The following is a 25,241-nucleotide window of genomic DNA, read 5'->3' on the forward strand; positions in this document are numbered from 1 at the left end:
GAACACTTTCTAAGGTCAATTGACTGAGCCCAAACATTCTAGGCAAGCCGGTTCAACCGGCTGTCTCTGGGGATATCCCGCCGGTCATATGGAACAAACCATGGTGGATCCCTAGCCGGTAAACTGAAAAAAATAGAGGAGACATTCATGCTGAAGAACATCGTCTTGGGGCTTGCCCTGGTCGCGGCTGTGGGCGCAACTCAAGCCCAGCTGCTGATTGGGCAGACGGCCGGGTTTTCCGGGCCAGTGGCGGCGGGGGTCAAAGAGACCACCGATGGCGCCCTGCTCTACATCGACGCCGTCAACGCCAAAGGCGGGGTCAATGGGCAAAAGATCGAGCTGGTTTCACTCGATGACAACTTTGACCCCAAGATCACGGCTGAAAACGGGCGCATTCTGATGGAAGAGCGCAAGGTTCTGGCCATGTTCTTGACACGCGGAACCCCCCACAACCAAGCCTTGTTTCCGCTGCTGGAAAAAAATGGCGTGCCTCTGATCGGCCCGTCAACCGGGGCCATGGTCTTGCACGAGCCGGTCAACCCCTGGGTTTTTAACGTGCGCGCCACTTACCAGCGCGAAGCAGAAAAGTCGGTGGCCTTTCTCACATCTATCGGCTTTAACCGAATCGGCATCGTTCATGCCGATGACTCTTTCGGCAAAGACGCCATTGCCGGCGCGCAAAAGGGCTTCGACAAGGCCAAGCTCCAGCCCTCGATCGTGATCGCAGCCGATCGCGCGAAACCCGACTTCGACGCCATCATCCCGGAGCTGGTGAAAGCCAATGTTCAGGCCGTTGTGTGGATCGCATCGGGCACGGCGGTCTCCAACGGCGTGAGCGCGCTGCGCAAAGCAGGCTCGACCGCCCAGATCGTGACCCTCTCCAACAATGCTTCTTCGGGTTTCATCAAGAGTCTGGGCGAATACAGCCACGGTGTCATCGTGAGCCAGGTCTATCCCAGCGAACGTTCATCAGCCTACGCCATGGTCAACGAGGCTCGCAGCCTCGCCAAGGAGCGCAAGCTCGCAGAGATCAGCCCAGCCATGCTGGAGGGTTTTGCGGCGGCCAAGGTATTGGTCGAAGGATTGCGCCGCGCTGGCAGCAAGCCCACCCGCGCCGGCGTGGCCAAAGCTTTGGAAACCATGCGGCCATACGATCTGGGCGGTTTGAGCATTGACTACTCACCCACCGACCACAGCGGCCTGGACTTCGCCGATTTATCCATCATCGGAGAGCGCGGGAAGTTCCGCCGCTGAAGGGCAGAAGCCGGACGCCATGCGTCCATGGCATCCGGCCAACTGCTTAGCCCCTAGACCCAAATTTGGGTTGGCTCCCCTGAATAGGCGAGCGGCTCAGGCCTTCACAATCAGAACCGGCACTTTGGCGTGGGTCAACACCTTCTGGGCGACACTGCCCAGTATCAGCGCCTTGACGCCCTGGCGGCCATGCGAGGCCATCACGATCAGGTCGCATGCTTCGGCCTTCGCCGTCTCGATCACGCCTTCATAGACCACATTGCGCTCGATGGTGTCCCCGGCAAACGGGACGCCTTCGGCAGCGCACACCTTGCCCAGCGCATCCAGCGCTTTGCCTGCTGCGCTCTTGGCTTCGCTCAGGTAGGCCTGCAGGGCCACGGCCGAGGCATCGCCGATGCCGATGTAGGGGAAGGGATCGATGACATAGACGCCCACCACCTGGCCACCCTGGGACTTGGCCAGCTGCGCTGCTGTGGTGGCTGCGCTGGTGGCAAGCTCAGAGCCGTCGGTGGGAACGAGAATTTTTTGAACATGCGGATCTCCTTGTTATTGGGATTGCAAGGCCATGGGCACCAGCGCCCATCGCACCTCCAACCACAAGTCCATCGTAAGCCCAATGCAGGGAAAAGCCTTGAGCCCGATCAAGAAATGGCTTCGCCACGCTTCTGCGCGTCCACGCCCAAGACCGGGCGCACCCGGTTACCCGCGGCGATGCACGGCCGCAGGCCGGTCCGCAGATCGGTCCCATTCGCCGGCGGCAAACCAGGCATCACCGTCCATGTAGGCTCGCAGCATGGGGAGGGCGTCCAGCCCCCAGAACACCTGACCGTTCAACACCAGCGACGGCACACCAAACAACCCCAGCGCCAGGGCTTCGTCGGTGTTCGTCCGCAGGCGTTGTTTGACCACTTCACTGTCCGGCGCCAGCCAGGGGCGCGCCCGCTCTGACATGTGTTCTTGCAAACAGTCCTTCAGGGCGGCGAGCCGGTCGGGATCCGTCGCGCTGTGCCCCCCCTGCCAGACGTGGTGCATCAGCTGCTCGGTCACCCAGCGATTGGTTTCCCCAGGGCACGGCTCCATGGCACAAGCCAGGCCCAGGCGGAGCAGCGGCAAGGGGTTGAAGGGGTGCTCGGCCGGCATGTCCAGCGCCACGCCGTGGTGGTGGGCCAGCCAGCTGACCTGCCGGTAGGTCCACTCCCGCTTGCCCGGCATCTCGGCCGGGCCCAGCTGACCACGGGCTTTGAGCAGGGCCGCAAACAACACCGGCTGGTAACGCACCCGAACACTGTGCCCCTGCAATGCCTCGGGCAGGCGCTCGAAGGCCAGGTAGGCATAAGGCGAAATCGGGTCGTAGAAGAACCGAATATCGTGCAACACGGAAGAAGGCGGTGTCGGGTTGACTGGCGGAGTGGCTGCAGGTGTCGCGGTCATGGCGGTGGGGAACAGGTTGTTTCAGGCCGCAGGTTCGATCTGGCGGGCTTCGATACGCGCCCACACCTCGCGCTTTTCGGCATCGTCCAGCTGGCTCCAGACTGAAATCTCGTGCAGCGTTCTGTAGCAGCCCTTGCAGCCACCGTGCTGTTCGTCCAGTTCGCAGATCGAGACGCAGGGTGAGGGCACACCCGGCCCGGGGTGTTGGGCTAACGCATCGCGCAGATTGATCAAAGGATCCATGGATCAGGGTGCCTGGGTGGGCTCGGTGACATCGTGCACGGGTGCACGGGTCAGGGTTGTCAAGTTGTCCGGGGTCAGGCGGAACACACCGTGGGGATGACCCGCGGCCGCCCAGATCTCGGTGAAACGGAAGAGCTGGCGATCGATCAGGGTGACCAGCGAGGTGGCGTGTGCCAGTGGAGACACCCCACCGATCGAGAACCCGGTCTTGGCCTTCACAAACTCGGCGTCGGCACGCCCCAGCTTGCCGCCCTCGGCGCAGACCAGGGCCTGCACCTTCTTTTCATCCACACGCAAATCGCCCGACGTCACCACCAGCACGGCCACATCGTCCGACTTGCGACGAAAGATGATGCTCTTGGCGATCTGCCCCAGGGACACGCCCAGCGCATCGGCGGCCTGTTGGGCCGTGCGGGCGGCATCGTTCAGCATCACGGGCGCGTGCGGGTGGCCCGCGGCGGCCAGGGCATCGGCCACGCGTTGCAGCCCTGAGGGGCGTTCGGTGGCGTTCAAGTCAAGGTTTGCAGACATGGTCATGGATGGTAGCAGTGGTGGAGCGACGACCACAGCGCAGGGCCACCCCAAGCCAGGCCCAGCCCCCTCGAGGGGCAGCGACCCGCGAAGCGGCGGAGCGTGGGGGCCAAAAGACCGCAGCGAAGGGCCGCCCCAAGCCAGGTCAGCCCCCTCGGAGGGCAGCGACCCGCGCAAAGGCGGAACGTAGGGGCACAGCGACCGCAGCGAAGGGCCGCCCCAAGCCAGGTCAGCCCCCTCGGAGGGCAGCGACCCGCGCAAAGGCGGAACGTAGGGGCACAGCGACCGCAGCGAAGGGCCGCCCCAAGCCAGGTCAGCCCCCTCGGGGGGCAGCGACCCGCGCAACGGCGGAACGTGGGGGCACAGCGACCGCAGCGAAGGGCCGCCCCAAGCCAGGTCAGCCCCCTCGGGGGGCAGCGACCCGCGCAGCGGTGGAGCGTGGGGGCACACTGCTCATACGGCGCGTTTGACCATCAGCAACGCCGCGCCCATGCCGAACAAAACGCCGCCAAACACCCGGTTTTGCGCGCGCCGCGCTTTGGCGGTGGACAGCCAGCGCTGAGCGCGCGAAGCAAGGAGAGCGTAGCCGTGCATGACGACCACCTCCACCGCGACAGACGTCACCAGCAAGATGAACAGCTGCAGCCACAGCGCGCGGAGGGGATCGATGAACTGCGGCAACACCGCCACCATGAAGACAATGCCTTTGGGGTTTGTGGCATTGGTCAAAAAACCGGTTGCAAAGCGCTCGCGTGTGCTGGGCAGGTGGGGTTGGACGGGCGGCTCGGTCGCCGCCACGGCATCCAGAGACACCGGGGAACGCCACTGCTGCCAGCCCAGCCACATCAGGTAGGCCGCCCCGAGGACCTTCACGGCCGTGAACGCCACGCTCGATGCCAGCAACAGCGCGCCCACCCCGGCGCCAGCCACCAGCAGCACCAGGGCCAAGCCGAGCCCCATGCCCGCGATGGTCACGCTGGTGTGGCGCACACCATAGGCCAGACCATGGCCCAGCGACAGCACCGCAGCCGAACCCGGCGAGAGGGAAATGACCCAGGACGCGGCAAAAAAAGCCACCCAGACGTTGAGGTCCATAAGAAGCGTGTGATGAAAGTGCAAAACCGAGCGGCGCTGAACGCGGCGCTTGGGACATCAGGAAATCAGTCGATCGCCCGCTTGGCCAACAGGGCCCGCGCCACACGCGACCCTGAGGGCCGGCCCAGCTGCTCGCTGATCCAGGCGCCTGCGTCCACCAGGGCGTCGAGGTCGATGCCGGTATCAATGCCCATGCCGTGCAGCAGGTAAACCACGTCTTCGCTGGCGACGTTGCCGGTAGCGCCTTTGGCATAGGGACAACCGCCCAAGCCCGCCACCGATGACTGGAAATTCCAGATCCCCATCTGCAACGCTGCAAGCGTGTTGGACAAGGCCTGGCCATAGGTGTCATGGAAATGGCCCGACACATCGCCCAGCGCGAAGTGTTTCAAGGTCGCCTCGATCGCGGCCTTGACCTTGAGCGGCGTGCCCACCCCGATGGTGTCGGCCACATCGACCCGTTGTATGCCAATGCCCTTCATCAGGCCAGCCAGGTAGGCCACGCGCTCAGGGGCGATTTCGCCTTCGTAGGGGCAGCCCACGGTGCAACTCATGGCACCCCGAACAGCAATGCCGGCGGCCTTGGCCGCCTCCACCACAGGTGCAAAGCGCTGGATGCTCTCGGCGATGGAACAGTTGATGTTCCTCTGGCTGAAAGCTTCGCTGGCGGCTCCAAACACCACGATTTCATCGGGCTTGTCGAGCAACGCGGCCTCGAACCCCTTGAGGTTGGGCGTGAGCACCGAATAGCGCACGCCGGGCTGGCGGGTGATGCCCGCCATCACTTCGTGGTTGTCGGCCATCTGGGGCACCCACTTCGGGCTCACATAGCTCGTGACTTCGATCTCTTTCAAGCCAGCGGCCTGCAATCGGTGCACCAGCTCGATCTTGACAGCGGCTGGCACTGGCTGCTTTTCGTTTTGCAGGCCGTCGCGTGGGCCTACATCGATCAGCTTGACTCGGGATGGCAAAGACATGGAATACCTCTCAAAAATGAACGATTCAGTCGGCCGATGGCTTGCGAGAACGCACCCGCCTGACCCACAGGCGGCGGGAGATCCAGGCCACCGGCAACAACACCAGGAACCAGGGCAGCAAAATCGCAAGCAGCGTGATCAGCTCGGCCACGCTGTCCGACATCACCCGGCCAGCACCGCGCACCGCCGACCAGATCGGGTTGGCCGCCCGGCCTTGAACCAGACTCACCTCTGGGCGGAAAGAAACCTGCACGTTTTGCTGCGTGGTCTGCTGCATCAACAGCTTGAGCTGGGTCGCCTGGCTGTCCAGTTCGGCCTGGGTTTGGGACAGCGCCTGCTGCACCTCCAGCACGTCCGACAGTTTTCGGCTGGCCCCCGCCTGTACCAACAGGGCGCGCAGACTGTCGCGGAACTCGGTGCGGTTCTTGATGTGGGCCTCCACATCGACCACCTGGGCGGTCTTGTCTTCGCTGCTGGTGTTGTGCGAGGCCACCCGGCCCGCCGCCTCGAGTTTGCCCAGCAATTGCGGGGCATCCTTGGGGTTCACACGCATGTCCAGTTCGGCGCCACCGGGCTGATCCGGCAACGCCTTGCGCACGGACGACGACACCACTTCGCAGTCGAGCTGGGCGCAGGTATCGGCCACCGCTTTCCAGGCGTCGGCGATCTGGTCCGCAGGCAGCACCACCTCCAGCGCATGGCGCACCGCAATATGGCGCTGTAGCACCGCGTCACCGCCACCCTGGTCCATCGCCGCAGACAAAGCCGCAGGGGCCTCCGCCATCATCTTGCCCAGCGATTCGGCCGGCGCCGGCATCGCTGCGCTCCGCATGACAGGGCGATCAGCCCGATCCGAACAAGCGCCAAGCGCCAGAGCGAGTGCCACCCCTCCCAAAGCCCATACCGGTGGGCGTCGAAAAAAACCATTCATGGCAGGAAATCCCTTGCGCAAACGCCGCATCCCAAACAAACCCGGTGTTTCATACGCTCAGTAGCCCCGCACCGGGTCTACGATGCCCGCCACGGCCTCACCTCGCTCCAGGGCAGCGATCTTGCCCGCGATCTGGGCAATGGTCTCACTGCGCAGCGTGCGCGCAGAGGTGTGGGGTGACAGGGTGACTTTGGGGTGCGTCCAGAAAGGGTGTTCAGCGGGCAAGGGTTCTGTGCGGAACACATCCAGCGCGGCGCCTGCCAGATGGCCGCTGTCGATCAGCGACAACAGGTCTTCGTCCACCAGATGCGCGCCACGTGCCACATTGATCACATAGCCCCCGGGTTGCAGGCGAGAGAGCGTATCGCGGTTCAAAATGTTTTCGGTGTCTGGGGTCAGTGGCAACAGATTCACCAGCACGCGGCAAGACGCCAGGAAACTGTTGAGATGATCGACACCGCTGTGGCACACCACACCGTCCACCAACTTGGGACTGCGGCTCCAGCCATGCACAGGGAACTCAAAGCTGGCCAGTGCCTTGGCCACGCGTTCGCCCAACACCCCCAGCCCCATCACACCCACAGGAAAATCGGCCCGCTCACGCGGCTTGCGAAAACTCCACTGCCCTTGGGCCATGTCGGCCTCGTACCCATCCAGCTCCCGATAATGGCGGATCACAGCGTGGCAAACAAACTCGGCCATCTGCACCGACATGCCGGCGTCGTCCAGCCGAACCACTTTCGCTTGAGGCGGCAAGCGCAGCTTGAGCAAGGCGTCCACCCCGGCCCCGATATTGAACAACCCCTTGAGCGCCTGCTGCTCGTCCAAAAATACTTGAGGAGGCGCCCACACCACGGCGTGATCCGCCTGCGGGGCGCCAGGCGCCCAGACGTTGACCGTGGCTTCGGGAAACGCCGCGCGCAGGCCTTTCAGCCAGGGTTCAGGTTTGGTGCCGGTACAGCAAAAGGTGATATTCATGCGCCGAGCTTAACGAACGGTCGCTTCAGGGGGTGTCACGCGATTTGCAAGGTCAACAATTCCGAGCCTTCGGCCACCTGGTCGCCTGGCGCGTAAAGCAACTCGGCCACGGTGCCGTCGGCAGGGGCCGCGATGGTGTGCTCCATCTTCATGGCTTCCATGACCGCCAGCGCCTGGCCCTTTTTCACCACATCGCCGGCCTTCACCGCAAACGACACCACCTTGCCCGGCATGGGCGCGGTGAGGCGGCCGCCTTCAGCGGCCACTTCGCCGGCGTGGGCCAGGGCGTCGATTTCGGTGATGACGGTGGCGCCCAGATCACAAAAAACATGCACGAGCTCAGCGCGCTGCCAGGTTTGCACTGTCTGGCGCTGGCCGTTGAATTGCAGGTCAATTGTGTAGCCGCTGTCACCCGCCTGTTCGGCAAACACCATCGGCAAAGCAGCGGCTTCGCCCACGGCCAGCAACAGCTGGCCATCGTGTGCATAGGTGAGCTGGGCCTTCAGCGCTTCGCCCCGGTACTCAAAATCAAAGCGGCGCACAGTCAGGCCGTATGGCCGCCAGCCATCGGTGCGGGAGAAGGGGTCTGTGCCTTCGCCGGCGCGCTCACCCAGCAGCGTCTGGGCCACGGCGGCGGCCACGGCCATGGGTCGGCCCACCCTGTCCTGGTCGAACAGCGCCGAAGCCTCGCGGGGGATCAGGGCGGTGTCGAGTTGCGCGCTCGCAAAAGCCATGCTGCCCACCACATAGCGCAGGAACTGCACATTGGTGGACAGGCCCACGATGCGCGTTTGAGCCAGCGCAGCGTCCATGCGCGCCAGCGCTTCAGAGCGGGTGGCGCCATGCACGATGAGCTTGGCGACCATGGAGTCGTAGAAAGGGCTGATGGCGTCGCCTTCGCGCACACCGTCGTCCACACGAACGGCGCCCCGCTCAAATGTGCTGCACGCAGGCTTGCGGTAGACATCAAGCCGGCCGGTGGCAGGCAGGAACTGGTTGTCGGGCGTTTCAGCGCAGATGCGGGCCTCGATGGCATGGCCCTGGATGCGCAGCGCTTCCTGTTTCAGCGGCAGCGGCTCGCCCGAAGCCACACGCAATTGCCACTCCACCAGGTCAAGCCCTGTGATGGCTTCGGTGACGGGGTGCTCCACCTGCAAGCGGGTATTCATTTCCATGAAGAAAAACTTCATGTCTTCCGGTTTTTCGTAGCCACCAGGCTGCTCAACAATGAATTCCACCGTGCCAGCGCCCACGTAGTTCACAGCCTGGGCCGCCGCCACCGCCGCCGCACCCATTTCGGCGCGCAGCTTGTCCGTCATGCCGGGTGCAGGCGCCTCTTCCAGCACTTTCTGGTGGCGGCGCTGCACCGAGCAGTCGCGCTCAAACAGGTAAACACAATTGCCGTGGGTGTCACCAAACACCTGGATCTCGATGTGGCGCGGGCGCTGCACGTATTTTTCAACCAGCACCGCATCGCTGCCAAAGCTGTTGCGCGCCTCGCGCTGGCAACTGGCCAGCGCCGCCGCAAAATCTTCGGCTTTGTCTACCGCTCGCATGCCCTTGCCACCACCACCAGCGCTGGCCTTGATGAGCACGGGATACCCTATTGCGTCGGCCTCGCGCTGCAGCAGGGCCGGGTCCTGGTCGGCACCGTGGTAACCCGGCACCAGCGGAACGCCCGCCTTTTCCATCAGGCGTTTCGATTCGGCCTTCAGCCCCATCGCCAGAATGGCCGACGAAGGTGGGCCAATGAACACCAGGCCGGCCTGGGCGCAGGCATCGGCAAAAGCATCGTTTTCGCTCAGGAAACCATAGCCCGGGTGCACGGCTTGTGCCCCCGTGTCTTTCGCCGCCTGCAAGATGCGCTCCCATTGCAGGTAACTGTCCTTGGGCGCGCTGCCGCCAATGTGCACCGCTTCGTCACACGCGGCCACATGTTTGGCGTTGGCATCGGCGTCGGAATACACAGCCACGGTGCGCACACCCATGCGCCGGGCGGTGGCAGCCACACGGCAAGCGATCTCACCACGATTGGCAATCAGAATTTTTTTGAACATCAGGCTTCCTTAGGCGCAGCAGAAAACAAAGCGCTCATGCGGCGGAACACCACGCGCAAGAACTTGAATAACATCCAGGTCACGATCCACATCAACACCACCGCGATCACCAGCAAGATGCCGAAGGCCACCGGGTGGTTGGTGGCCAGCCAGACGGCCCCGACCACCATGCCGTCTTCCAACAGGCTCATGCCAATGTTGGTGAAGGGCTCGGGTGAGGTGTTGATGGCCGCGCGGGTGGTGGTTTTGGCGGCTTGCGACGTGGCGGCCAGACCGCCACCGAGCAAGGCGCCCACCAGTGCCATGGTGCCGCCATCGGCACCCAGCGCACCGGCGGCCAGGGCCGCTCCGGCGGGGATGCGGATCACGCTGTTGAGCATGTCCCACAACGAATCCAGGCCCGGGATCTTGTCGGCGAAAAATTCCATGAACAGCATGAAACCACTGCCCGCCAGCATGGCCGGGTGCTGCAGCACATGCAGCCCTTCAGGAAGCGGAATCCAGCCCATCGAACCCGACAAGCCCACCAGAAACACCACAGCGTACAGCCGGAAACCACTGGCCCAGCCCAGCGCCGCAGCGAGTGCGAACAAACCGGGCATGTCGAGTTGCCCAGCGGCCGCGCTCACCCCCGAGGCCACTTGTTCGCCCACGTCGTTGACCGCACCGGTGCCCACGTGCAGGCCCATGCCGTGCAGCGCGTTGACGATGGAAGTCCAGAGTGTGTCCATGGGAGGCGGGCTTTACCGGTGAATCTTCAGCGATCGAGCCAGGCGGGCTTGCGCTTCTGAAGGAAAGACATCACGCCCTCGCGCCCCTCTTCGCTGGCGCGGATGTCGGCGATGCCGGCCACTGTAGACGCGATCAACGAATCGCTGATCTCGCGCTCGGCCACGTCATGCACCAACTGCTTGCAGGCACGCACGGCGTTGGGGCTGGCGCTGGTGAGCGCCTTGAGCAACTCATCCACTTTGGCGTCGAGCGCATCAGCGGCCACCACTTCGTGCACGAAGCCGATGCGGTGGGCCTCTTGGGCGCTGAAGCGTTCGGCGGTGAGGAAATAGCGGTGGGCCGCACGCGCGCCCATGGCACGGATCACATAGGGGCTGATGGTGGCCGGGATCAAGCCCAGCTTCACTTCACTCAGGCAGTAGTTGGCGCTGTCCACGCTCACCGCCATGTCACATGCGGCGACCAGTCCCATGCCACCGGCATACACATCGCCTTGCACACGCGCAATGGTGGGCTTGGGGCATTCGTACATCACGCGCAGCATCTCGGCCAGCTTGGCGGCATCGGCGAGGTTTTCTTCGCGCGTGTAGTCGGCCATGCGGCGCATCCAGTTCAGATCGGCGCCGGCACAAAAGGCCGGGCCTTCAGAAGCCAACACGATCGCGCGTACCGCATCTTGAGCGCTCAGCTCCACAAACGCAGCGGTGAGCCCGGCGATGACTTCGTCGTTGAACGCGTTGCGGATTTCGGGCCGGCACAAGGTGATGCGGGCCACAGTGCCCGAGGTTTCTATGCGAAGCGCTTGGCTCATGATGGTGAATTCTCTGCGGTAGATTCGTCGTGCAGGAGGTAGGCAAAGTCCAACTCAGGCCCGGCATGGCCCAAAGCGGTCAATGCGGCCGTGATTTGGCCCCGATGGTGCGTGCCATGGTTGAACACATGGGCCAGCGTGGCCGCAAACGGCAAAGAGACGGGTACACCCTTCATCGTGGTGTAGTCCAGCGCCTGGTCAAACCGCGCCGCGGGCCAACCGGCGATCAGCGGCGCCCAGTTGGCAGCGCCATCCAAAAGCGTCTGCGCCAATCGCTGGCGATCGGGCTCGGCTTCCATGTCCAAAGTCACACCCTCTGGCGTCACCCCCTGAGCGAACCGGGCGTACCAGATCTGGTGTTCGCCCACCAGCAGGTGGTTCAGCGTGCCATGGATGCTTTTGAAAAACAGGCCAACGTCGCGCCGGTACTCGACCTCGGGAACGGGCGCCAGCGCCTTGAGCAAGCGAGCCGTGGCCCACACGTTGTAGCGCGCAAGACTGGCGAAATGGGCATGTGCATCCATGGTGGTTCCTCCCTGGGGCTTACATGCGGAACAAGCCAAACTTGGTCTCGGGAATCGGCGCGTTCAACGAAGCGGAAAGCCCCAGCGCCAGTACGCGGCGCGTGTCGGCCGGATCGATCACACCGTCGTCCCACAGGCGTGCCGTGGCGAAGTAGGGGTGGCCTTGCACCTCGTACTGCTCCTTGATCGGCGCCTTGAATGCGGCCTCTTCTTCGGCGCTCCATTGCCCGCCTTTGCGCTCAATGCCATCGCGCTTCACAGTGGCCAGCACGCTCGCTGCCTGCTCGCCGCCCATGACCGAGATGCGCGCGTTGGGCCACATCCAGAGAAAGCGCGGCGAAAAGGCGCGGCCGCACATACCGTAGTTGCCAGCGCCGAAACTGCCGCCGATGATGACAGTGAATTTCGGCACGGCGGCGGTGGCCACGGCGGTCACCATCTTGGCGCCGTTGCGTGCGATGCCTTCGTTCTCGTATTTGCGGCCGACCATGAAGCCGGTGATGTTCTGCAGGAACACCAGGGGAATCTTGCGCTGGCAGCACAGCTCGATGAAGTGCGCGCCCTTGAGCGCCGACTCGCTGAACAAAATGCCGTTGTTGGCGATGATGCCCACGGGCATGCCTTCGATGCGCGAGAAGCCGCAGATCAGCGTGGTACCGAAACGCGACTTGAACTCGTCGAACTCGGAGCCATCGACGATGCGGGCGATGATTTCACGCACATCAAACGGCTTGCGGGTGTCGGTGGGGATCACGCCATACAGCTCTTCGGCAGGGTACTTGGGCGCCACCGGATCAATGGTGGCGATGGGCGGCGTCTTGCGCGCGTTGAGGTTTTTCACCGCCTGGCGGGCCAGCGCAATGGCGTGCAAATCGTTTTGTGCCAGGTGATCGGCCACGCCCGAGAGGCGGGTGTGCACATCGCCGCCGCCCAGGTCTTCGGCCGTCACCACTTCGCCCGTGGCGGCTTTCACCAGCGGCGGGCCGCCCAGAAAAATCGTGCCCTGGTTTTTCACGATGATGGTTTCATCGCTCATGGCAGGCACATAGGCGCCGCCCGCCGTGCACGAACCCATGACCACGGCGATCTGGGCGATGCCCTGCGCACTCATGTTGGCCTGGTTGAAGAAGATGCGGCCGAAGTGGTCGCGATCGGGGAACACTTCGTCTTGATTCGGCAGGTTGGCACCGCCCGAGTCCACCAGGTAGATACACGGCAAGTCGTTCTGTTGCGCCACTTCCTGCGCGCGCAGGTGCTTCTTCACCGTGAGTGGGTAGTAGGTGCCGCCCTTCACCGTGGCGTCGTTGCAAACGATCATGCAGTCCACACCACTCACCCGACCTACGCCCACAATCACGCCAGCGCACGGTGCGCTGTCGCTGCCATCGCGGTCGGGGTACATGCCCAATGCCGCCAATGGGCTCAGCTCCAGAAACGGCGTGCCGGGATCAAGCAGCATCTGCACGCGGTCACGCGGCAACAGCTTGCCGCGGCCGGTGTGCTTGGCGCGCGCAGCCTCACCACCGCCCAGGGTTGCTTTCTCGATCTGGGCTTTCAGATCGTCCACCACCGTGCGCATGGCGGCGGCATTGGCCTGAAAATCGGCAGAGCGGGCGTTGAGTTGGGTTTCGAGAATGGTCATTTGAATTTTTCCAGGGTTCAGCGGATCACTGCGCCTTCAGCGCGCCACAAATACTAGCCAGCACACGCCGTGGAACCGGCTTCGACGGGCCACCAGCGGGGTCCCCCGCAAAGGGGCCGAGGATCGCGGCTCCAAGCCTGTTCGCGCAGACTTGGACAGTCCGAAGAGGCACGGCCTCTGGCAGTGTCTCGGCCTGCAAGGCGAGCGAAGCCGCGCAGGGGATTTTCACAGCTCATGCGGTTCGGTCTTCGGCCAAACCCAGCTGTTCTTTCATCGCATCGCGAATCTTGAACTTCTGGATCTTGCCGGTCACGGTCATCGGGAAATCGGACACGAAACGAATGTAACGCGGCACCTTGTAGTGGGCGATCTTGCCTTTGCAGAATTCGCGCAACACCTCGTCGGTCAGCGTCTGCCCAGGCTTGATCACCACCCAGGCGCACAACTCTTCGCCATACTTCACATCGGGCACGCCCACCACCTGCACATCTTGCACGGCCGGGTGGCGGTAAAGGAATTCTTCGATTTCACGCGGGTAGATGTTTTCGCCACCGCGAATCACCATGTCTTTGATGCGACCAACGATGTTGACGTAGCCCTCGGTGTCCATGGTGGCGAGGTCGCCGGTGTGCATCCAGCCTTCGGCATCGATGGCCTCGGCCGTCTTGGCCGGGTCGTCCCAGTAACCATGCATCACCGAATAACCGCGTGTGCACAGCTCGCCACGCTCGCCCGGCATCACGATTTCGCCAGTCTCGGGGTGCACGATCTTCACCTCCAGGTGCGGCTGCACCTGGCCCACGGTCGCCACGCGCTTGTCCAGCGGCGTGTCGGTGCTGCTCTGGCAACTGACCGGGCTGGTTTCGGTCATGCCGTAGGCGATGGTGATTTGAGACAAATGCATGTCGTCTACCACCCGCTGCATCACCGCCGTGGGGCACGGCGAGCCGGCCATGATGCCGGTGCGCAACGTGGACAGATCAAACTCCTTGAAGCGCGGGTGGTCCAGCTCAGCGATGAACATCGTCGGCACGCCGTGCAGGCCGGTGCATTTTTCGTCTTGCACCGTCTGCAACACGGAGAGCGGGTCAAAGGCGTCGCACGGGTAAACGATGGTGGAGCCGTGCGTGAGGCAGGCCAGGTTGCCCAGCACCATCCCAAAGCAGTGGTACAGCGGCACCGGAATGCACAACCGGTCGGCCGGCGTGAGCTTCATGCACTCGCCATTGAAAAAGCCGTTGTTCAGGATGTTGCGGTGCGTCAGCGTGGCGCCCTTGGGGAAACCGGTGGTGCCGCTGGTGAACTGGATGTTGATCGGGTCGGTGGGTTTCAGCTGGGCCGCCGCCTCGGCCACGCGCGGATCGCTGGCGTCGCCCCGCGCCAGCAGGCTGGAAAAACGCATCAACCCGGGCTCGTCGTCACCCTGCCCCGCCACATCGATCCACACCACTGTGTGCAGATGCGGGAGCTGCTGCGCTTCCAGACGGCCTGGTTCGCCGTGTTTCCACTCGGGCGCCAGCTCGCGCAACATGCCCAGGTAATCGCTGCTCTTGAAGCGCGGCATGGTCACCAGCAGCTTGCAGTCGACCTTGTTGAGCGCGTACTCCACCTCGCTGGTGCGGTAGGCCGGGTTGATGTTCACCAGAATCAGGCCCACTTCGGCCGTGGCCAGCTGCATCAGCACCCATTCCGTGTTGTTGTGCGACCAGATCGCCACGCGGTCGCCGGGCACCAGGCCCAGGCCGAGCAAGGCGCTCGCCAGGCGGCGGGCCTCGGTCTGCAGCGCGCTGTAAGTGAGCCGCTGCCCCTGGTGCACACTGACCAGCGCCTCGTGGTCGGGCTGGCGCTTCACCATGGCGTCGAAACAGGCGCCCAGGGTCAACTCGATCAGCGGCACATCGGTGGCGCCTCGGGCCATGCTCGTTGAGAGCGGGGCGGCGTGGGTGGTCGTCGCGGCGGTGGAACGGTTGGCTTCGGTCACAGCGGGTCTCCTCTACTGACGGTGCTTAAAAGCAGCCTGCATGAAACCATGACCGGCCGCAACCCTGCAAGCTTAGGCGCCGCTTGCGATCTTGGGCGGCCAGATGGGTTGCAAATCGCGCCACATATCTGCACACTCCCTGAATGCCCTTATCGCGCTCCGCCTCCAGCCTACGATCTGCCCCCGCCTTAACCCCGATGGCATTTGTGGCTGCCATGGCCAGAGCCTACGCGACACGGGGCCTGAATCCGGCCGGCGCCTTGGCCTTGGCACAAATCGCGCCAGATCAAGTCAACAACCCCGAAGCCCGCATCACCGCCGCCCAGATGGAAGCCATCTCAGACGCTGCCATGCGCGAACTGAACGACGAGGCCCTGGGCTGCTTTCGGCGCGCCTTGCCTTGGGGCAGCTACGGCATGCTGGCCCGTGCCTCGCTCTCGGCTCCAACACTGGGCCTGGCACTCAAACGCTGGTGCCGCCACCACGGGCTGCTGACCGACGACGTCAAACTCAGCATTCAAGCAGACGAAGCCACATCCACCGCCCGCATCGAGCTGCGCGCCGCCCACACCAGCCCGGCCCAGCCCGGCGAGTTTGGTGTGGTCTCGGTACTGCGCAACATCCTGGGCTTCGCCTGCTGGCTGGTGGACTCGCGCATTCCGCTGCTGGGCGCCCAGTTTCCATTTGAGGCGCCCAGCCATGTGGCGTCGTACCAGGTGTTGTTTGATGGCCCCAGCAGCTTCGGCCAAAGCCATGCCGCCCTGGTGTTCGACGCACGCTACCTCGCCCTGCCCATTCGGCGCGACGAAGCCGCCATGAACCAGATGCTGCAACACGCGCTGCCGCTCACCGTGCTCGCCTACCGCCGCGACCGCCTGCTGGTGCAACGCGTGCGCCAAGCGCTGTTGGCACAGCCCGAAGCCACCCGCAACGCCGAAGAACTCGCCGCCCTGCTCAACCTCTCGCCCCGCAGCCTGCACCGCCATTTGTTAGACGAAGGCGCCACGCTGCAAGCATTAAAGGACGACGTGCGCCGCACCCGCGCCATGGAACTGCTGCAACGCAGCCAGCGGCCGATCAAACAAGTGGCCCAGGCCGTGGGGTTTCGCAATGAAAAGAGTTTTAGCCGGGCGTTCAAGGGCTGGACAGGGGTGTCGCCTGGGGAATGGCGGGGGGGAGGGCAATGAAGGGATATCTGCTTCCGACCCATTGCTGATGCAGTTCGCGGGAAATTGGGTGCCGTGAAGCTGCCATTCAACGAGCGGTACCATAAACGCCTGTGGCGACGTCACCAGGCACCAGGTGGAAATCGCTGGAGCCGCGGATTGGTCGTGAAATGCGGCTGGTACATCAACTCGAACCGGTGAAAGGGCATGCAACATGAACGGAACCAAGATCGCGGCCGGCGAGCTCGGCAGGCGGCTCTGCATTGCACTGGTTGCAGTCGCCGCTTTCCAGAGTGCAAAAGCAGATGAGATCCGCATCAAGATGCTGGATACCACCGCTTCAGGGCCTCTTGCCTTTGAGCCGGGCTTCGTGAAAGCCAAGGTCGGTGACACTATCATTTTCGAGCCAATGACAAAGGGAGGACATAGCTCGGTTTCCCTGCTGGTTCCTGCCGGAGCGCATGCTTGGTCCGGTGCGGCAGACAAGGAAATGCGCGTGACGCTGGACACGGATGGAATCTACCTCTATGCGTGCGTGGCGCACAAGATGATGGGGATGGTCGGAGTCATCCAGGTCGGCAAGCCGGTCAACCTGGAGGAGGCGAACAGGGCCGCCAGCATGGAGTCGGCGAAGTTCGTCATGAACAAGGACCGATTCGAAAAGGAGCTGGCCCAAGTCAAGTAGCTGCGCTCCGCTGCATTGATGCCGAGCGACGGATCGCGACGCTGATGCGTTTCGCGATCCGCAGGTACCCTCGACAAACTCCGCCGACAGGTGTTGAAGTTGGGTACCCAAATGGCACAGCAGCCAGCGCAACACTGTGACCAGCAGAACTGGGAAAACGACTCCTGACACTTCAGCTGAGGGCTGAGGGCTGAGGGGTGGATACGGCGGAGGCGTGTTTGAAGGCACCGTGGCGGAATAGAGGCTCCAGATCGATGCTGGGCGTGATCTGGATCAGATCAAACGTGATTGGCCCAGAGTCTGTGGACGCGAGGAAAGACACTCCGTTCTCCGTCACGTGTCCCCGTGTTTGCACGTTCTGGTGGCTTCCCCTGCTTGCTGCCCCAAGGGCGGGACAAACCAAGTCTGTCTGGAAGCTACTCGTGACCATCGACGGCTTCTGGCCGTACCACGACCTTCATACATGACAGCATGGGAACTGTCCCCGCATGGCCCGACCACGGGGACGCATGGCATGTGCCAATACCGACCTGATCACGTGATGAAAACAGTTGACGAGATGCTGAACCTTGCATTGCGGACTTCCGATCAGCGCCACCAAACCAGCGCATGGATTGAGCACGCCAACTCGCCCGAAGCATTTTTCACAATGTCGGCGGCGCTGTGGCAGGCGGTCGAACGGGCCGGCACGGCCAAGGGTGTCGACGATGACTTTAAGCGCCCGACTGCCCTCTGCACCGACAACATCGCAAACGGCTGCGCAACCAGGCGTGCCGACTGCGCAGGCTGATGAAAATGGCTCTCTTGTTTGGGGCGGCTCGCGCAACCGGCCCTGAGCTGGGTACACAGAGAGCCGCTGAGCGACGGCACGACGCTGCGGTCGCGGTCACGCCGATGATCAGCGCTTGACTACCCCTTGGTTGCGCGGTCGCCTTTCGAGGTCGACCGCAGCATGCGCGACAAGGTGGCGTCTTTGTCGATGAAGTGGTGCTTCAGCGCGGCGGCAAAATGAATCACCACGATGACGGCCAGCGCCTTGCCGAACAACCCGTGTACGCCGCCGCTGAACGACTGCAGCCATTCGATCTTGGCCTGCGCCGGGAGCGTAAACAGGCCGAAGACGGAAACAGCCCTGCCACCGAAAAGAGAGCCCACAAGACCCGACACGGGCATCACGACGACACCGGCCAGCAGCATCCAGTGAGCAAACTTCGACGCCATGTCTTGCCAGGCGGGCATGTTCGACGCGGGTGCCGGGAACCCTTTGAGCAGGCGCCAAGTCACGCGCCACAGGCCGAAGATCAAGATCAACACGCCGATGGCTTTGTGGATACCGATCAAAGGCCCTTTGGCCTCGCGCGCCAGGCCGCCAAACTCAAGATAGAGGCCGAACCCAAGCATCCCCATCATCGCGATGGCAATGACCCAGTGGTTGATGCGCGAGGTTGCGCCGTAGGTCAGTTCTTTTTCCATGCGGGTTTTCCTTTTTATGTATGAACCATGAGGTGCTTCGCGGCAACGGCGCGCGCCGTTCGGCGCGCCGCGGCGCCAAGCGTTATTGGCCCGGTGGCCGAGGGAGGGCTGCGTTCAGGGCAGCTTCGGTCACACCGAGGTCTTTTGCGGCAGCGGCCGTGTCGAGCTGCCTCCCCCCGTTTTTCCTGACCGCGCTCAGCAAATCGGTTTGTGAAACCCCCAGCCTCTTGGCCGCAGCGTCAAAACCCGGGGGCGTACCTTGACCCGGCCCCCCTGCACCTGGGCCACCCGGGGCACCCGGGGCACCGATACCTTGCTTGGCATTGGTCGAAAAATTGTTCTTGGCCACCACACCGCTCAAGCAGGTCGGCAGGTTGGGGAATTTGAGCGAAGCATGGTAGTGGTAGGCCCCGTCGGGGACTTCCCGGGTGGGTCCTGTGTGTCCGTTGCAGGCGTCGAGGTTGCTTGGCACTTTGCCATCGCTGTCAACGCTGCCGTAGATCGCATAGCCATCAAACGCATACGCAAACAGGGCATCGGCTTTTTGCGCCAAGGCACAGGAAGCGTCCACATGATCGTGTTCGAACACGGTGTTGATGTCGGTGGACGTGGCATGCCAGTGGTACCAGCCGCCTGGGTCCACATGGCCTCCGCAGGTATCGAGCGCAGGCATGTGCCCGGTTTTCAGCACAGAAGGTGCGTCCGCAAAGATGGGCACGCCATCCAACGCCAACCCGACTTTGGCCACCGTGCCCAGACCGGTGGGCTTGGCGGCTTTCACCGGCGACACCGGCAACAAAACCGTCATTTCCACCGATGTATCCACCGAAGCTGAAAGACAGGAATTGTTCCCCGCGGGCTGGGCCGTGCGAGGGTCGGTGATGTGCACCTTGCCATCGGCGTCATAGAACTTGTAGCCCTGCGTTTCCAGCATGGTCAGGAACTGTTCATCAATGCGGTAGAGACCCGGTTGCTCTCCATCCCAATTCCAGATGCCGCCCTCGTCCGTGAGCGTTTCAGGGCAAAAAGGACCCGTTTTCAGGTTCTTGGGTTGGTATCTGACAACCCATTTCACACACTGGGTTGCCGCGCCGTTTTCCAGCGTGCAATCCACGGTTTCTGGCGCTTTGACCAGCGCATCTTTGCTGATGCGGGTCATGTCAACCCCGCCCGAAGCCACGCCGAACGACGCGGCCAAGGCCACTGCAATCGCGCCTTTGGCGCAAGCCTTGCGGTAGAGGGTTTTCATGGGTTCATTTCTTTGAATGGTTGATGGTTCGGGCGCAGGCTGGCGCGGTTGCCCATCGGGTCGCTTGATGCGGCGCGGGCCAAGGCGGGCATGGTCCGCGACGAATGAGTGGCACAGCGGATTTGTCTGGCTCAGATGGCATGTTTGCCGAAGTGACTCATCAGGCTATTTGCAATCTGGATAGAGATAGCCTAAAAATAAACTGTGCAGGCAATATGAAGAATGGGCGCTATCTGGCCCTTGCCTTGACCGACCCCCGCGGGGACTTGGGCGTGCTTGATCTGGCTGATCTGTCCGAATTTTTTGGGATCGGTTGAATGGCGTGAGCAAGGAGGAAGGGAAAGCTTGCTCCACCTCCCCTGGTTCTTGCACCCTGACATGCATTGAGCAACCCATGGCATTGGCTGCTTCATCGCCAAGCCATCGAGCTGGATGCTTCAAGTTCAGCAAGCGGTCGGACGACGACGCCTATGTGGCTTCAGGCCGTTCAGAGTCGGGAGCGCCACTGAGCCCCCGCGCTCGCCACAATGCAAAAATTGATGATCAAGGCGCGGTATCGCGCCCTGATCAATCACGGCGAATGGTCTTCAGCCTTTGGGCATCAACCACTCTTTTTGCCAGTTGGGCAAAGCAAAAGAGGCCTGGTGCACTTCGGCGTTGTAGTGCTTTCCCTCAAAGGCTTTCACGGGATTTCGCAAAGAAACCCCATCGCGGCTGTAGAGGAAGAAACCAAAATCAGCGCCTGGGTACAGCGGAATATGGGTGTGGTAGACGTCGATGTGCGGCAAGATTTTGGTGCGCTGCATCACCGTGACCAGGTTGTCGCCATCACCGCTGACTTCTTGCAAAAAATCGCCGCCGGTCTTTGACAGATAGATGCTGTCTGAGTCGAGAATCACGCCTGTTTCCGAAACCAGGGAAACCACTTCCGTCAGGAATTGCTCCGTGAACAGGCACGATGATGGACCCACCGGCTCGGTGAGATCGAGCACGATGAGGTCGTAGCGTTTGCCGTCCTTCACGGCCTGGCTGACAAAATTGGCGGCGTTGTCAATGATGAGCGTAACGCGCGGATCGTTGTAGTCGCCGTTGACGGCCAGGTATTCTTTCGCCAGATCCACCACACGCTGGTCGATCTCAACCATGGTGACACTCGTCACAAAATCGTGTTTGAGGCTTTCACGCACGATGCCGCCTTCGCCGCCACCTATGACGAGCACCGATGCATCTTTGCGTTCGCGCCCCAGGAGCGGCACGTGTACAGCCATCTCGTGGTAGATGAATTCATCGGCCTGGCTGGCCTGGATATAACCATCGAGCACAAGCAATCGGCCAAAGGACTGGTGATCGTAGATTTCAATCAGCTGGTACGGGCTTTGCTCAGAATGCAGAAGCTTCACCTCAACCGAGGTGGTGATGCCGTGCCCGTCAGAGCGTTCGTGCCACCATTTGAATTCACTCATGGACTTCGCCTCTTAAAATTTCTTGTACATCGACACGCTCGGCCTCAAAAGCCTCGCGCATGATTTCGATACAAACCTCTGGACTGGTGTCGCCACACATGAACACATCAAAAGCGGCGTAGCGGCTTTCAGGCCAGGTGTGCACCGATATATGGCTTTCAGCGAGCACGGCCACACCACTCACACCATCGGGCTCAAAGCGGTGCAGGTGAATGTGCAAAAGCGTGGCTCGCGATGCTTCAACACACCGGCGCATGGTCTTTTCGATGTACGCAATGTCACTGAGGTGCGACGCGCCATGCAGATCGATCAGCAGGTGAACGCCCGCGTAACGCTTACCGTTGCGGGTGATGAAGTAGTCTTTTTCCTGTGATTGCTGAGAGGCGTCTACCGCGATATCCGTCAATTCCATCCTCGTCCATTCCTTTCATGCTTGCGGCGAACTTGCCCATGGAGCATTGTCGCCAAATGATCGAGAAATTCCATGCTCGCGATACTAAAACCTTTGGCGCACCCAGAAAGCCATGGGCTACACCGGTTTCCGGGAAAGTTCCATACTGAGTCTGCAGGCGCAATCCACCCAGGTGAAACGACGACACAGGCCAAGGCAGTCTGTAAGTATGGCCCAGCTTTGCAAGCCACGCCAGGTGTGAGCCTGTTCGGCTAAAAGGGCCGCAGCCCGACGCGCACAGGGGAGGCGCGCCCGCGCTATCGGGTCGACTCACCCCGCATCGGGTGGACCATCGTTCTTCAGCTCTGCGAACTTGGCCGCCATCGTCGGGTTGCCCCGATTCAGCTTTTTGATGGTCACGTCTTGTGCTTTGTCATTCGCAAGACGAAGGTTCCGATCGGTCCCGAGCAAGGCTTCCTTCGTCTTCTGCAGGTGGTCGATCGACTTGTCGATCTCGTCGATGGCCGTCTGGAAGCGCCGGGAGGCGAGGTCGTAATTCTTCGCGAATGCAGATTTGAAGGTTTCGAGCTCGGTTTCGAAGTTGGTGATGTCGATGTTTTGCGCTTTGACGAGCGCCAGCTCCGACTTGTATTTGAGCGAGTTCAGCGCCGCGTTCCGCAGCAGCGTGATGATGGGCAGAAAAAATTGCGGCCGAACCACGTACATCTTCGGGAAACGGTGGAACACATCGACGATCCCCGTGTTGTAGAGCTCGCTGTCGGGCTCAAGCAAAGAGACCAGCACGGCATACTCGCACCCCTTCTCACTGCGGTCCTTGTCGAGCTCCTTCAGGAAATCTTCGTTTTTGTTCTTCGTCGCGGTGCGGTCGCTTTCGTTCTTCATTTCGAACATGATCGAAACGATCTCGGTACCCGCTTCGTCCGCGTCGCGAAAGATGTAGTCGCCCTTGCTACCTGTGCGTGCGTCGTTGTCTTTTTCGAAATAGGCCCTCGGAAACGCTGTCGAGCGAATGCGGTTGAACTCGGTTTCGCAGTGCTGCTCCAGGGTCTCGCCCACCATTTTGGTTGAAAGGCGGGCCTTCATGTCGCGGAGCCGCTCGATCGCGTCGTCGCGGTCCTTGATCTGTGTTTCGTACTTGTCCTTGAGCGATTTTTCGGCGAGCTGCTTCTCAAGCTCCGCCCGCTCGAGGCCGTTTTTCAGTCCGTCCCGTTCTTTTTCGACCGCAGCGACGGCCTCGTTGATCGCGAGCTTCTGTGCCACCTCGGCGGCGTCGAATCGGGCCTTCAAGCCCTGGACCTCCGCATCCTTCGTCGCGGCAGCCTGCTGCAGTGCGTTCACCAGCTTCGCCTCGGCCAGATCGGAAACGGCCCGCTTGTCATGCTTGGCCTGCTCCAGTTGGTTCGCAAGCGCGTCGCGCTCTTTTTCGACGGCCCCCAGGGCCTCGGCCACGGCGAGCTTCCGGGCGACTTCACCTGCATCGAGCATGGACTTCAGCTGCTGAATCTCCGCGTCTTTGATGGTTGCAGCTTTCTGCAGCTCGCTGGCAACCTTGGTTTCGGCCAGCTCGACGGCGTTCCGCTTGTCTTGCTCCGCCAGCTCAAGGCGATCGTGCAACTGCTGCTCAAACTCGCCGTCGCGAACCTGCTTCAGGATGTCCGCGTATCCGGCTTCATCAATTTTGAAGGCTTTGTTGCAGTGTGGGCAGATGATTTCATGCATGTCTACGGTTCTCCAGCCTTCGTCAGAATCGGCTTGTGCTTTTCAGGGTCAGCCCCGCGCCACTAGCCTTGCCATCCAGCGTTCGGCCGGCGTGAACGAATATAAACCAGACCTTCGGGGCTACAGCTTGGCCGAACGTGGCCTCCAAGCCGACGCAGCCAGCCGGGAAGCGGCATCATCACCCCCCACTGGGCATGCCCTTGGGGCCGTGAGCGGTGGTGGTGGTGACCAGCTTGCGCAGCGCCCCTGGCTGCCCAGCAGGCATCGACCCAAACGGGCCGCACAGGTGGCCATATCGGAGCCTGGTTCGACGGCAGGCCCTGGCCCAGGCGCAGGTCCTCCTACCGGTCAACCCGCCATCACTGCACGGGGCTGAGCGGTGCCAGCGCTCCGCCAGCTTGAACACCTGCATCAGGCACCGCCGAGGTCTGGGCGGTTGACGGCGTTTCCTTGTTTGGCAGCGGCAACTGGCCGGGAGTCAAAGCGACAGGCGCCTGACCTGCGACAGAGGCAATGGGCTGATCCAGTCCCATCTGCGTTAACAAACTTTGCACCACCGCATCCACCTGTACCTGCAGGGCATCGCGAACGGCGCCAGTGGTGTCGGGGTTGAGGCGCGGGCCGATCAGCAGGGCGGGCGCAGGCACCCGCTGGGCGTTGGCGCTCACGCTTTGGGCGATCACGTTGTCGAAAGTGCCCAGCGCCACCAGATCGGCTTTCAAGGAAGCATGGGCGGCTGACTTGGGCAGCAGCCGCATCATGCTGCGCTGGGCCACACCCAGTCCCGCAAAGCCCACGGCCGTCTCAAAGATGCTGTCACCCGATACATTGGGCGAGATCAGCAGCACGTGGCTGGAACCGGTGTTCAGATCGCTGATCTGCTTCATGGCGTCTTCGCGGCGGGTGGCCGACACCTGGGCGCGCTTGACCGTGGAAAACCGCCCGGACGCTTCGAGCGTGGCCACGGCCTTGTCTTCGATGCGGGTGCGCAGCCCCCAGTCGGGCACGCGGGCTTCGCCGAATTCGTTGTTGAACACGGTGGCGCCGCGCCAGGAGAGCTGAACGGTTTCGCCCACCAGGCTGACCACCGTGATGGACTTGCCGCTCAACTGGGCCTGCACCTTGGGCGTGGACACGGTGCCGCAACCCAGCAGCGCCATCGAAACAGAGGCCGCCATCGCGGCCAAAAACAAACGTCGAATCATCAGATCAAATTCCCATGAGAAGTCTTGTGGTTCAGTGCAGCGGTGAGTGCGTCCATGTGCTCAAACACGCGCGCCACGCCCAGGCCCTGAAACGCGTGCCCATGGCCCTGGGGGCAATAGCCCCACACGGTGGCGCCCGCGGCCAGGCCGGCTTGTGCGCCAGTGGCGGTGTCTTCAATCACCAGGCACCGCGCAGGCGGAACGCCCACATGGGCGGCGGCCACCAGGTACACATCAGGCGCGGGTTTGGAGCGCTGCAGGTCGTGACCGCTGAAGATGCGGTCTTCGAAATACGGCGCCATGCCGGCCATCTGGATCTGCATCACCACCTTGGCTTTGTCGGCGCCCGAAGCACAGGCGATGCGCCCTGCCGTGTGGCCATGGGCGGCAATCACCGCTTCCAGCGCGCCCGCCACGTTTTTCAGCTCGGCGCGCAAGCGCTCATCACGCCGGACATAAAAGGCCAGCATCCATGCTTCGGTCAGCGGCTGCCCGGTTTCTTGCTCGATGCGCGCGCGCTCGTCGCGCACGGCCTTGCCAATGAAAATGCGTTCGCATTCGGCTTGGCTCAGCGCCCAGCCCGCTTCGCCCAGCATCTGGCGCAGCACGCCATTGGTGATGGGCTCGCTGTCCACCAGCACACCATCGCAGTCAAACAACACCGCCTCAAATTGAACCAAGC

Annotated in this window: 26 protein-coding genes; 5 read left to right on the forward strand and 21 right to left on the reverse strand. The window is 62.4% G+C overall.

The window, feature by feature from the left end; genetic code table 11:
* The first annotated feature begins 147 nt into the window (after nucleotides 1-147).
* A complete protein-coding gene (locus E5678_RS13995; RefSeq protein ID WP_136179094.1) occupies nucleotides 148-1,254 on the forward strand; it encodes an ABC transporter substrate-binding protein in 1,107 nt (368 codons plus the stop codon).
* Between the two features lie 96 nt (nucleotides 1,255-1,350).
* On the opposite strand, the gene E5678_RS14000 is transcribed toward E5678_RS13995, so the two are convergent.
* The 14 genes from E5678_RS14000 to E5678_RS14065 form a co-directional block, all read right to left on the reverse strand.
* Nucleotides 1,351-1,776: a universal stress protein gene (locus E5678_RS14000; protein ID WP_136179095.1), complete on the reverse strand. Its 426-nt coding sequence runs from the start codon at nucleotides 1,774-1,776 to the stop codon at nucleotides 1,351-1,353.
* A gap of 177 nt (nucleotides 1,777-1,953) precedes the next feature.
* Complete coding sequence (locus tag E5678_RS14005) at nucleotides 1,954-2,685, reverse strand: 2-hydroxychromene-2-carboxylate isomerase (RefSeq protein ID WP_348770350.1); 732 nt, start codon at nucleotides 2,683-2,685, stop codon at nucleotides 1,954-1,956.
* Nucleotides 2,686-2,706: 21 nt separating this feature from the next.
* Nucleotides 2,707-2,928 carry a DUF1289 domain-containing protein gene (locus E5678_RS14010; RefSeq protein ID WP_136179096.1) on the reverse strand — a complete coding sequence of 74 codons (222 nt, stop codon included), beginning with the start codon at nucleotides 2,926-2,928 and terminating at the stop codon, nucleotides 2,707-2,709.
* A gap of 3 nt (nucleotides 2,929-2,931) precedes the next feature.
* Entirely contained in the window at nucleotides 2,932-3,465 is a 534-nt protein-coding gene (locus E5678_RS14015; RefSeq protein WP_247596779.1) for a YbaK/EbsC family protein, read from the reverse strand.
* A gap of 447 nt (nucleotides 3,466-3,912) precedes the next feature.
* A complete protein-coding gene (locus E5678_RS14020) occupies nucleotides 3,913-4,554 on the reverse strand; it encodes a LysE family transporter (protein WP_136179097.1) in 642 nt (213 codons plus the stop codon).
* A gap of 65 nt (nucleotides 4,555-4,619) precedes the next feature.
* A complete protein-coding gene (locus tag E5678_RS14025) occupies nucleotides 4,620-5,531 on the reverse strand; it encodes a hydroxymethylglutaryl-CoA lyase (RefSeq protein WP_136179098.1) in 912 nt (303 codons plus the stop codon).
* A gap of 25 nt (nucleotides 5,532-5,556) precedes the next feature.
* On the reverse strand, nucleotides 5,557-6,348 hold the full coding sequence (locus E5678_RS14030; RefSeq protein ID WP_168708570.1) for a DUF4349 domain-containing protein: 792 nt from the start codon (nucleotides 6,346-6,348) through the stop codon (nucleotides 5,557-5,559).
* Nucleotides 6,349-6,519: 171 nt separating this feature from the next.
* A complete protein-coding gene (locus tag E5678_RS14035) occupies nucleotides 6,520-7,440 on the reverse strand; it encodes a glyoxylate/hydroxypyruvate reductase A (RefSeq protein ID WP_136179100.1) in 921 nt (306 codons plus the stop codon).
* A 35-nt stretch (nucleotides 7,441-7,475) separates the two neighbouring features.
* Entirely contained in the window at nucleotides 7,476-9,497 is a 2,022-nt protein-coding gene (locus E5678_RS14040) for an acetyl/propionyl/methylcrotonyl-CoA carboxylase subunit alpha (protein WP_136179101.1), read from the reverse strand.
* The gene (locus E5678_RS14045; RefSeq protein ID WP_136179102.1) at nucleotides 9,497-10,228 is read right to left on the reverse strand and encodes a DUF4126 domain-containing protein; all 732 of its coding nucleotides are present in this window, start codon (nucleotides 10,226-10,228) and stop codon (nucleotides 9,497-9,499) included. The genes E5678_RS14040 and E5678_RS14045 overlap by 1 nt, the downstream gene beginning before the upstream one ends.
* 26 nt (nucleotides 10,229-10,254) lie before the next feature.
* The gene (locus tag E5678_RS14050) at nucleotides 10,255-11,040 is read right to left on the reverse strand and encodes an enoyl-CoA hydratase/isomerase family protein (protein ID WP_136179103.1); all 786 of its coding nucleotides are present in this window, start codon (nucleotides 11,038-11,040) and stop codon (nucleotides 10,255-10,257) included.
* A complete protein-coding gene (locus E5678_RS14055; protein ID WP_136179104.1) occupies nucleotides 11,037-11,564 on the reverse strand; it encodes a DinB family protein in 528 nt (175 codons plus the stop codon). Before E5678_RS14055 ends, E5678_RS14050 begins: the two co-directional genes overlap by 4 nt.
* A 19-nt stretch (nucleotides 11,565-11,583) precedes the next feature.
* Nucleotides 11,584-13,206, reverse strand: coding sequence for a carboxyl transferase domain-containing protein (locus E5678_RS14060; protein WP_136179105.1), 1,623 nt, complete (start codon nucleotides 13,204-13,206; stop codon nucleotides 11,584-11,586).
* Between the two features lie 232 nt (nucleotides 13,207-13,438).
* Nucleotides 13,439-15,124 (reverse strand): AMP-binding protein, encoded by a 1,686-nt coding sequence (locus tag E5678_RS14065; protein WP_136180789.1) that lies wholly within the window; start codon nucleotides 15,122-15,124, stop codon nucleotides 13,439-13,441.
* 278 nt (nucleotides 15,125-15,402) lie between these two features.
* Between E5678_RS14065 and E5678_RS14070 the strand changes: the two genes are divergently transcribed.
* From E5678_RS14070 to E5678_RS14080, 3 genes are all read left to right on the forward strand, one after another.
* Complete coding sequence (locus tag E5678_RS14070) at nucleotides 15,403-16,374, forward strand: AraC family transcriptional regulator (protein ID WP_348770351.1); 972 nt, start codon at nucleotides 15,403-15,405, stop codon at nucleotides 16,372-16,374.
* Between the two features lie 193 nt (nucleotides 16,375-16,567).
* Complete coding sequence (locus E5678_RS14075) at nucleotides 16,568-17,038, forward strand: plastocyanin/azurin family copper-binding protein (RefSeq protein WP_136179107.1); 471 nt, start codon at nucleotides 16,568-16,570, stop codon at nucleotides 17,036-17,038.
* Nucleotides 17,039-17,579: 541 nt separating this feature from the next.
* Nucleotides 17,580-17,828 carry a hypothetical protein gene (locus E5678_RS14080; protein ID WP_136179108.1) on the forward strand — a complete coding sequence of 83 codons (249 nt, stop codon included), beginning with the start codon at nucleotides 17,580-17,582 and terminating at the stop codon, nucleotides 17,826-17,828.
* Between the two features lie 119 nt (nucleotides 17,829-17,947).
* On the opposite strand, the gene E5678_RS14085 is transcribed toward E5678_RS14080, so the two are convergent.
* Together E5678_RS14085 and E5678_RS14090 are read right to left on the reverse strand one after the other, a co-directional pair.
* On the reverse strand, nucleotides 17,948-18,511 hold the full coding sequence (locus E5678_RS14085) for a cytochrome b (RefSeq protein ID WP_136179109.1): 564 nt from the start codon (nucleotides 18,509-18,511) through the stop codon (nucleotides 17,948-17,950).
* Nucleotides 18,512-18,593: 82 nt separating this feature from the next.
* Nucleotides 18,594-19,760, reverse strand: a complete 1,167-nt coding sequence (locus tag E5678_RS14090) for a YHYH protein (RefSeq protein WP_136179110.1) — start codon at nucleotides 19,758-19,760, stop codon at nucleotides 18,594-18,596.
* 140 nt (nucleotides 19,761-19,900) lie between these two features.
* On the opposite strand from E5678_RS14090, the gene E5678_RS22335 reads away from it, so the two are divergent.
* On the forward strand, nucleotides 19,901-20,077 hold the full coding sequence (locus tag E5678_RS22335; protein WP_168708571.1) for a hypothetical protein: 177 nt from the start codon (nucleotides 19,901-19,903) through the stop codon (nucleotides 20,075-20,077).
* A 270-nt stretch (nucleotides 20,078-20,347) separates the two neighbouring features.
* Here E5678_RS22335 and E5678_RS14095 read toward each other — a convergent pair whose 3' ends face one another.
* The 5 genes from E5678_RS14095 to E5678_RS14115 form a co-directional block, all read right to left on the reverse strand.
* Nucleotides 20,348-21,223, reverse strand: coding sequence for a polyamine aminopropyltransferase (locus E5678_RS14095; RefSeq protein ID WP_136179111.1), 876 nt, complete (start codon nucleotides 21,221-21,223; stop codon nucleotides 20,348-20,350).
* On the reverse strand, nucleotides 21,216-21,635 hold the full coding sequence (gene speD / locus E5678_RS14100; RefSeq protein WP_136179112.1) for an adenosylmethionine decarboxylase: 420 nt from the start codon (nucleotides 21,633-21,635) through the stop codon (nucleotides 21,216-21,218). The genes E5678_RS14095 and speD overlap by 8 nt, the downstream gene beginning before the upstream one ends.
* A 309-nt stretch (nucleotides 21,636-21,944) precedes the next feature.
* A complete protein-coding gene (locus tag E5678_RS14105; RefSeq protein WP_136179113.1) occupies nucleotides 21,945-23,354 on the reverse strand; it encodes a DUF2130 domain-containing protein in 1,410 nt (469 codons plus the stop codon).
* Between the two features lie 359 nt (nucleotides 23,355-23,713).
* Nucleotides 23,714-24,559, reverse strand: coding sequence for a hypothetical protein (locus tag E5678_RS14110; protein ID WP_136179114.1), 846 nt, complete (start codon nucleotides 24,557-24,559; stop codon nucleotides 23,714-23,716).
* The gene (locus E5678_RS14115; RefSeq protein ID WP_136180790.1) at nucleotides 24,559-25,239 is read right to left on the reverse strand and encodes an HAD family phosphatase; all 681 of its coding nucleotides are present in this window, start codon (nucleotides 25,237-25,239) and stop codon (nucleotides 24,559-24,561) included. The genes E5678_RS14110 and E5678_RS14115 overlap by 1 nt, the downstream gene beginning before the upstream one ends.
* Between the last annotated feature and the right edge of the window lie 2 nt (nucleotides 25,240-25,241).

Origin of the sequence: Hydrogenophaga sp. PAMC20947, from assembly GCF_004795855.1 — a bacterium.
Taxonomy (GTDB): domain Bacteria; phylum Pseudomonadota; class Gammaproteobacteria; order Burkholderiales; family Burkholderiaceae_C; genus Hydrogenophaga.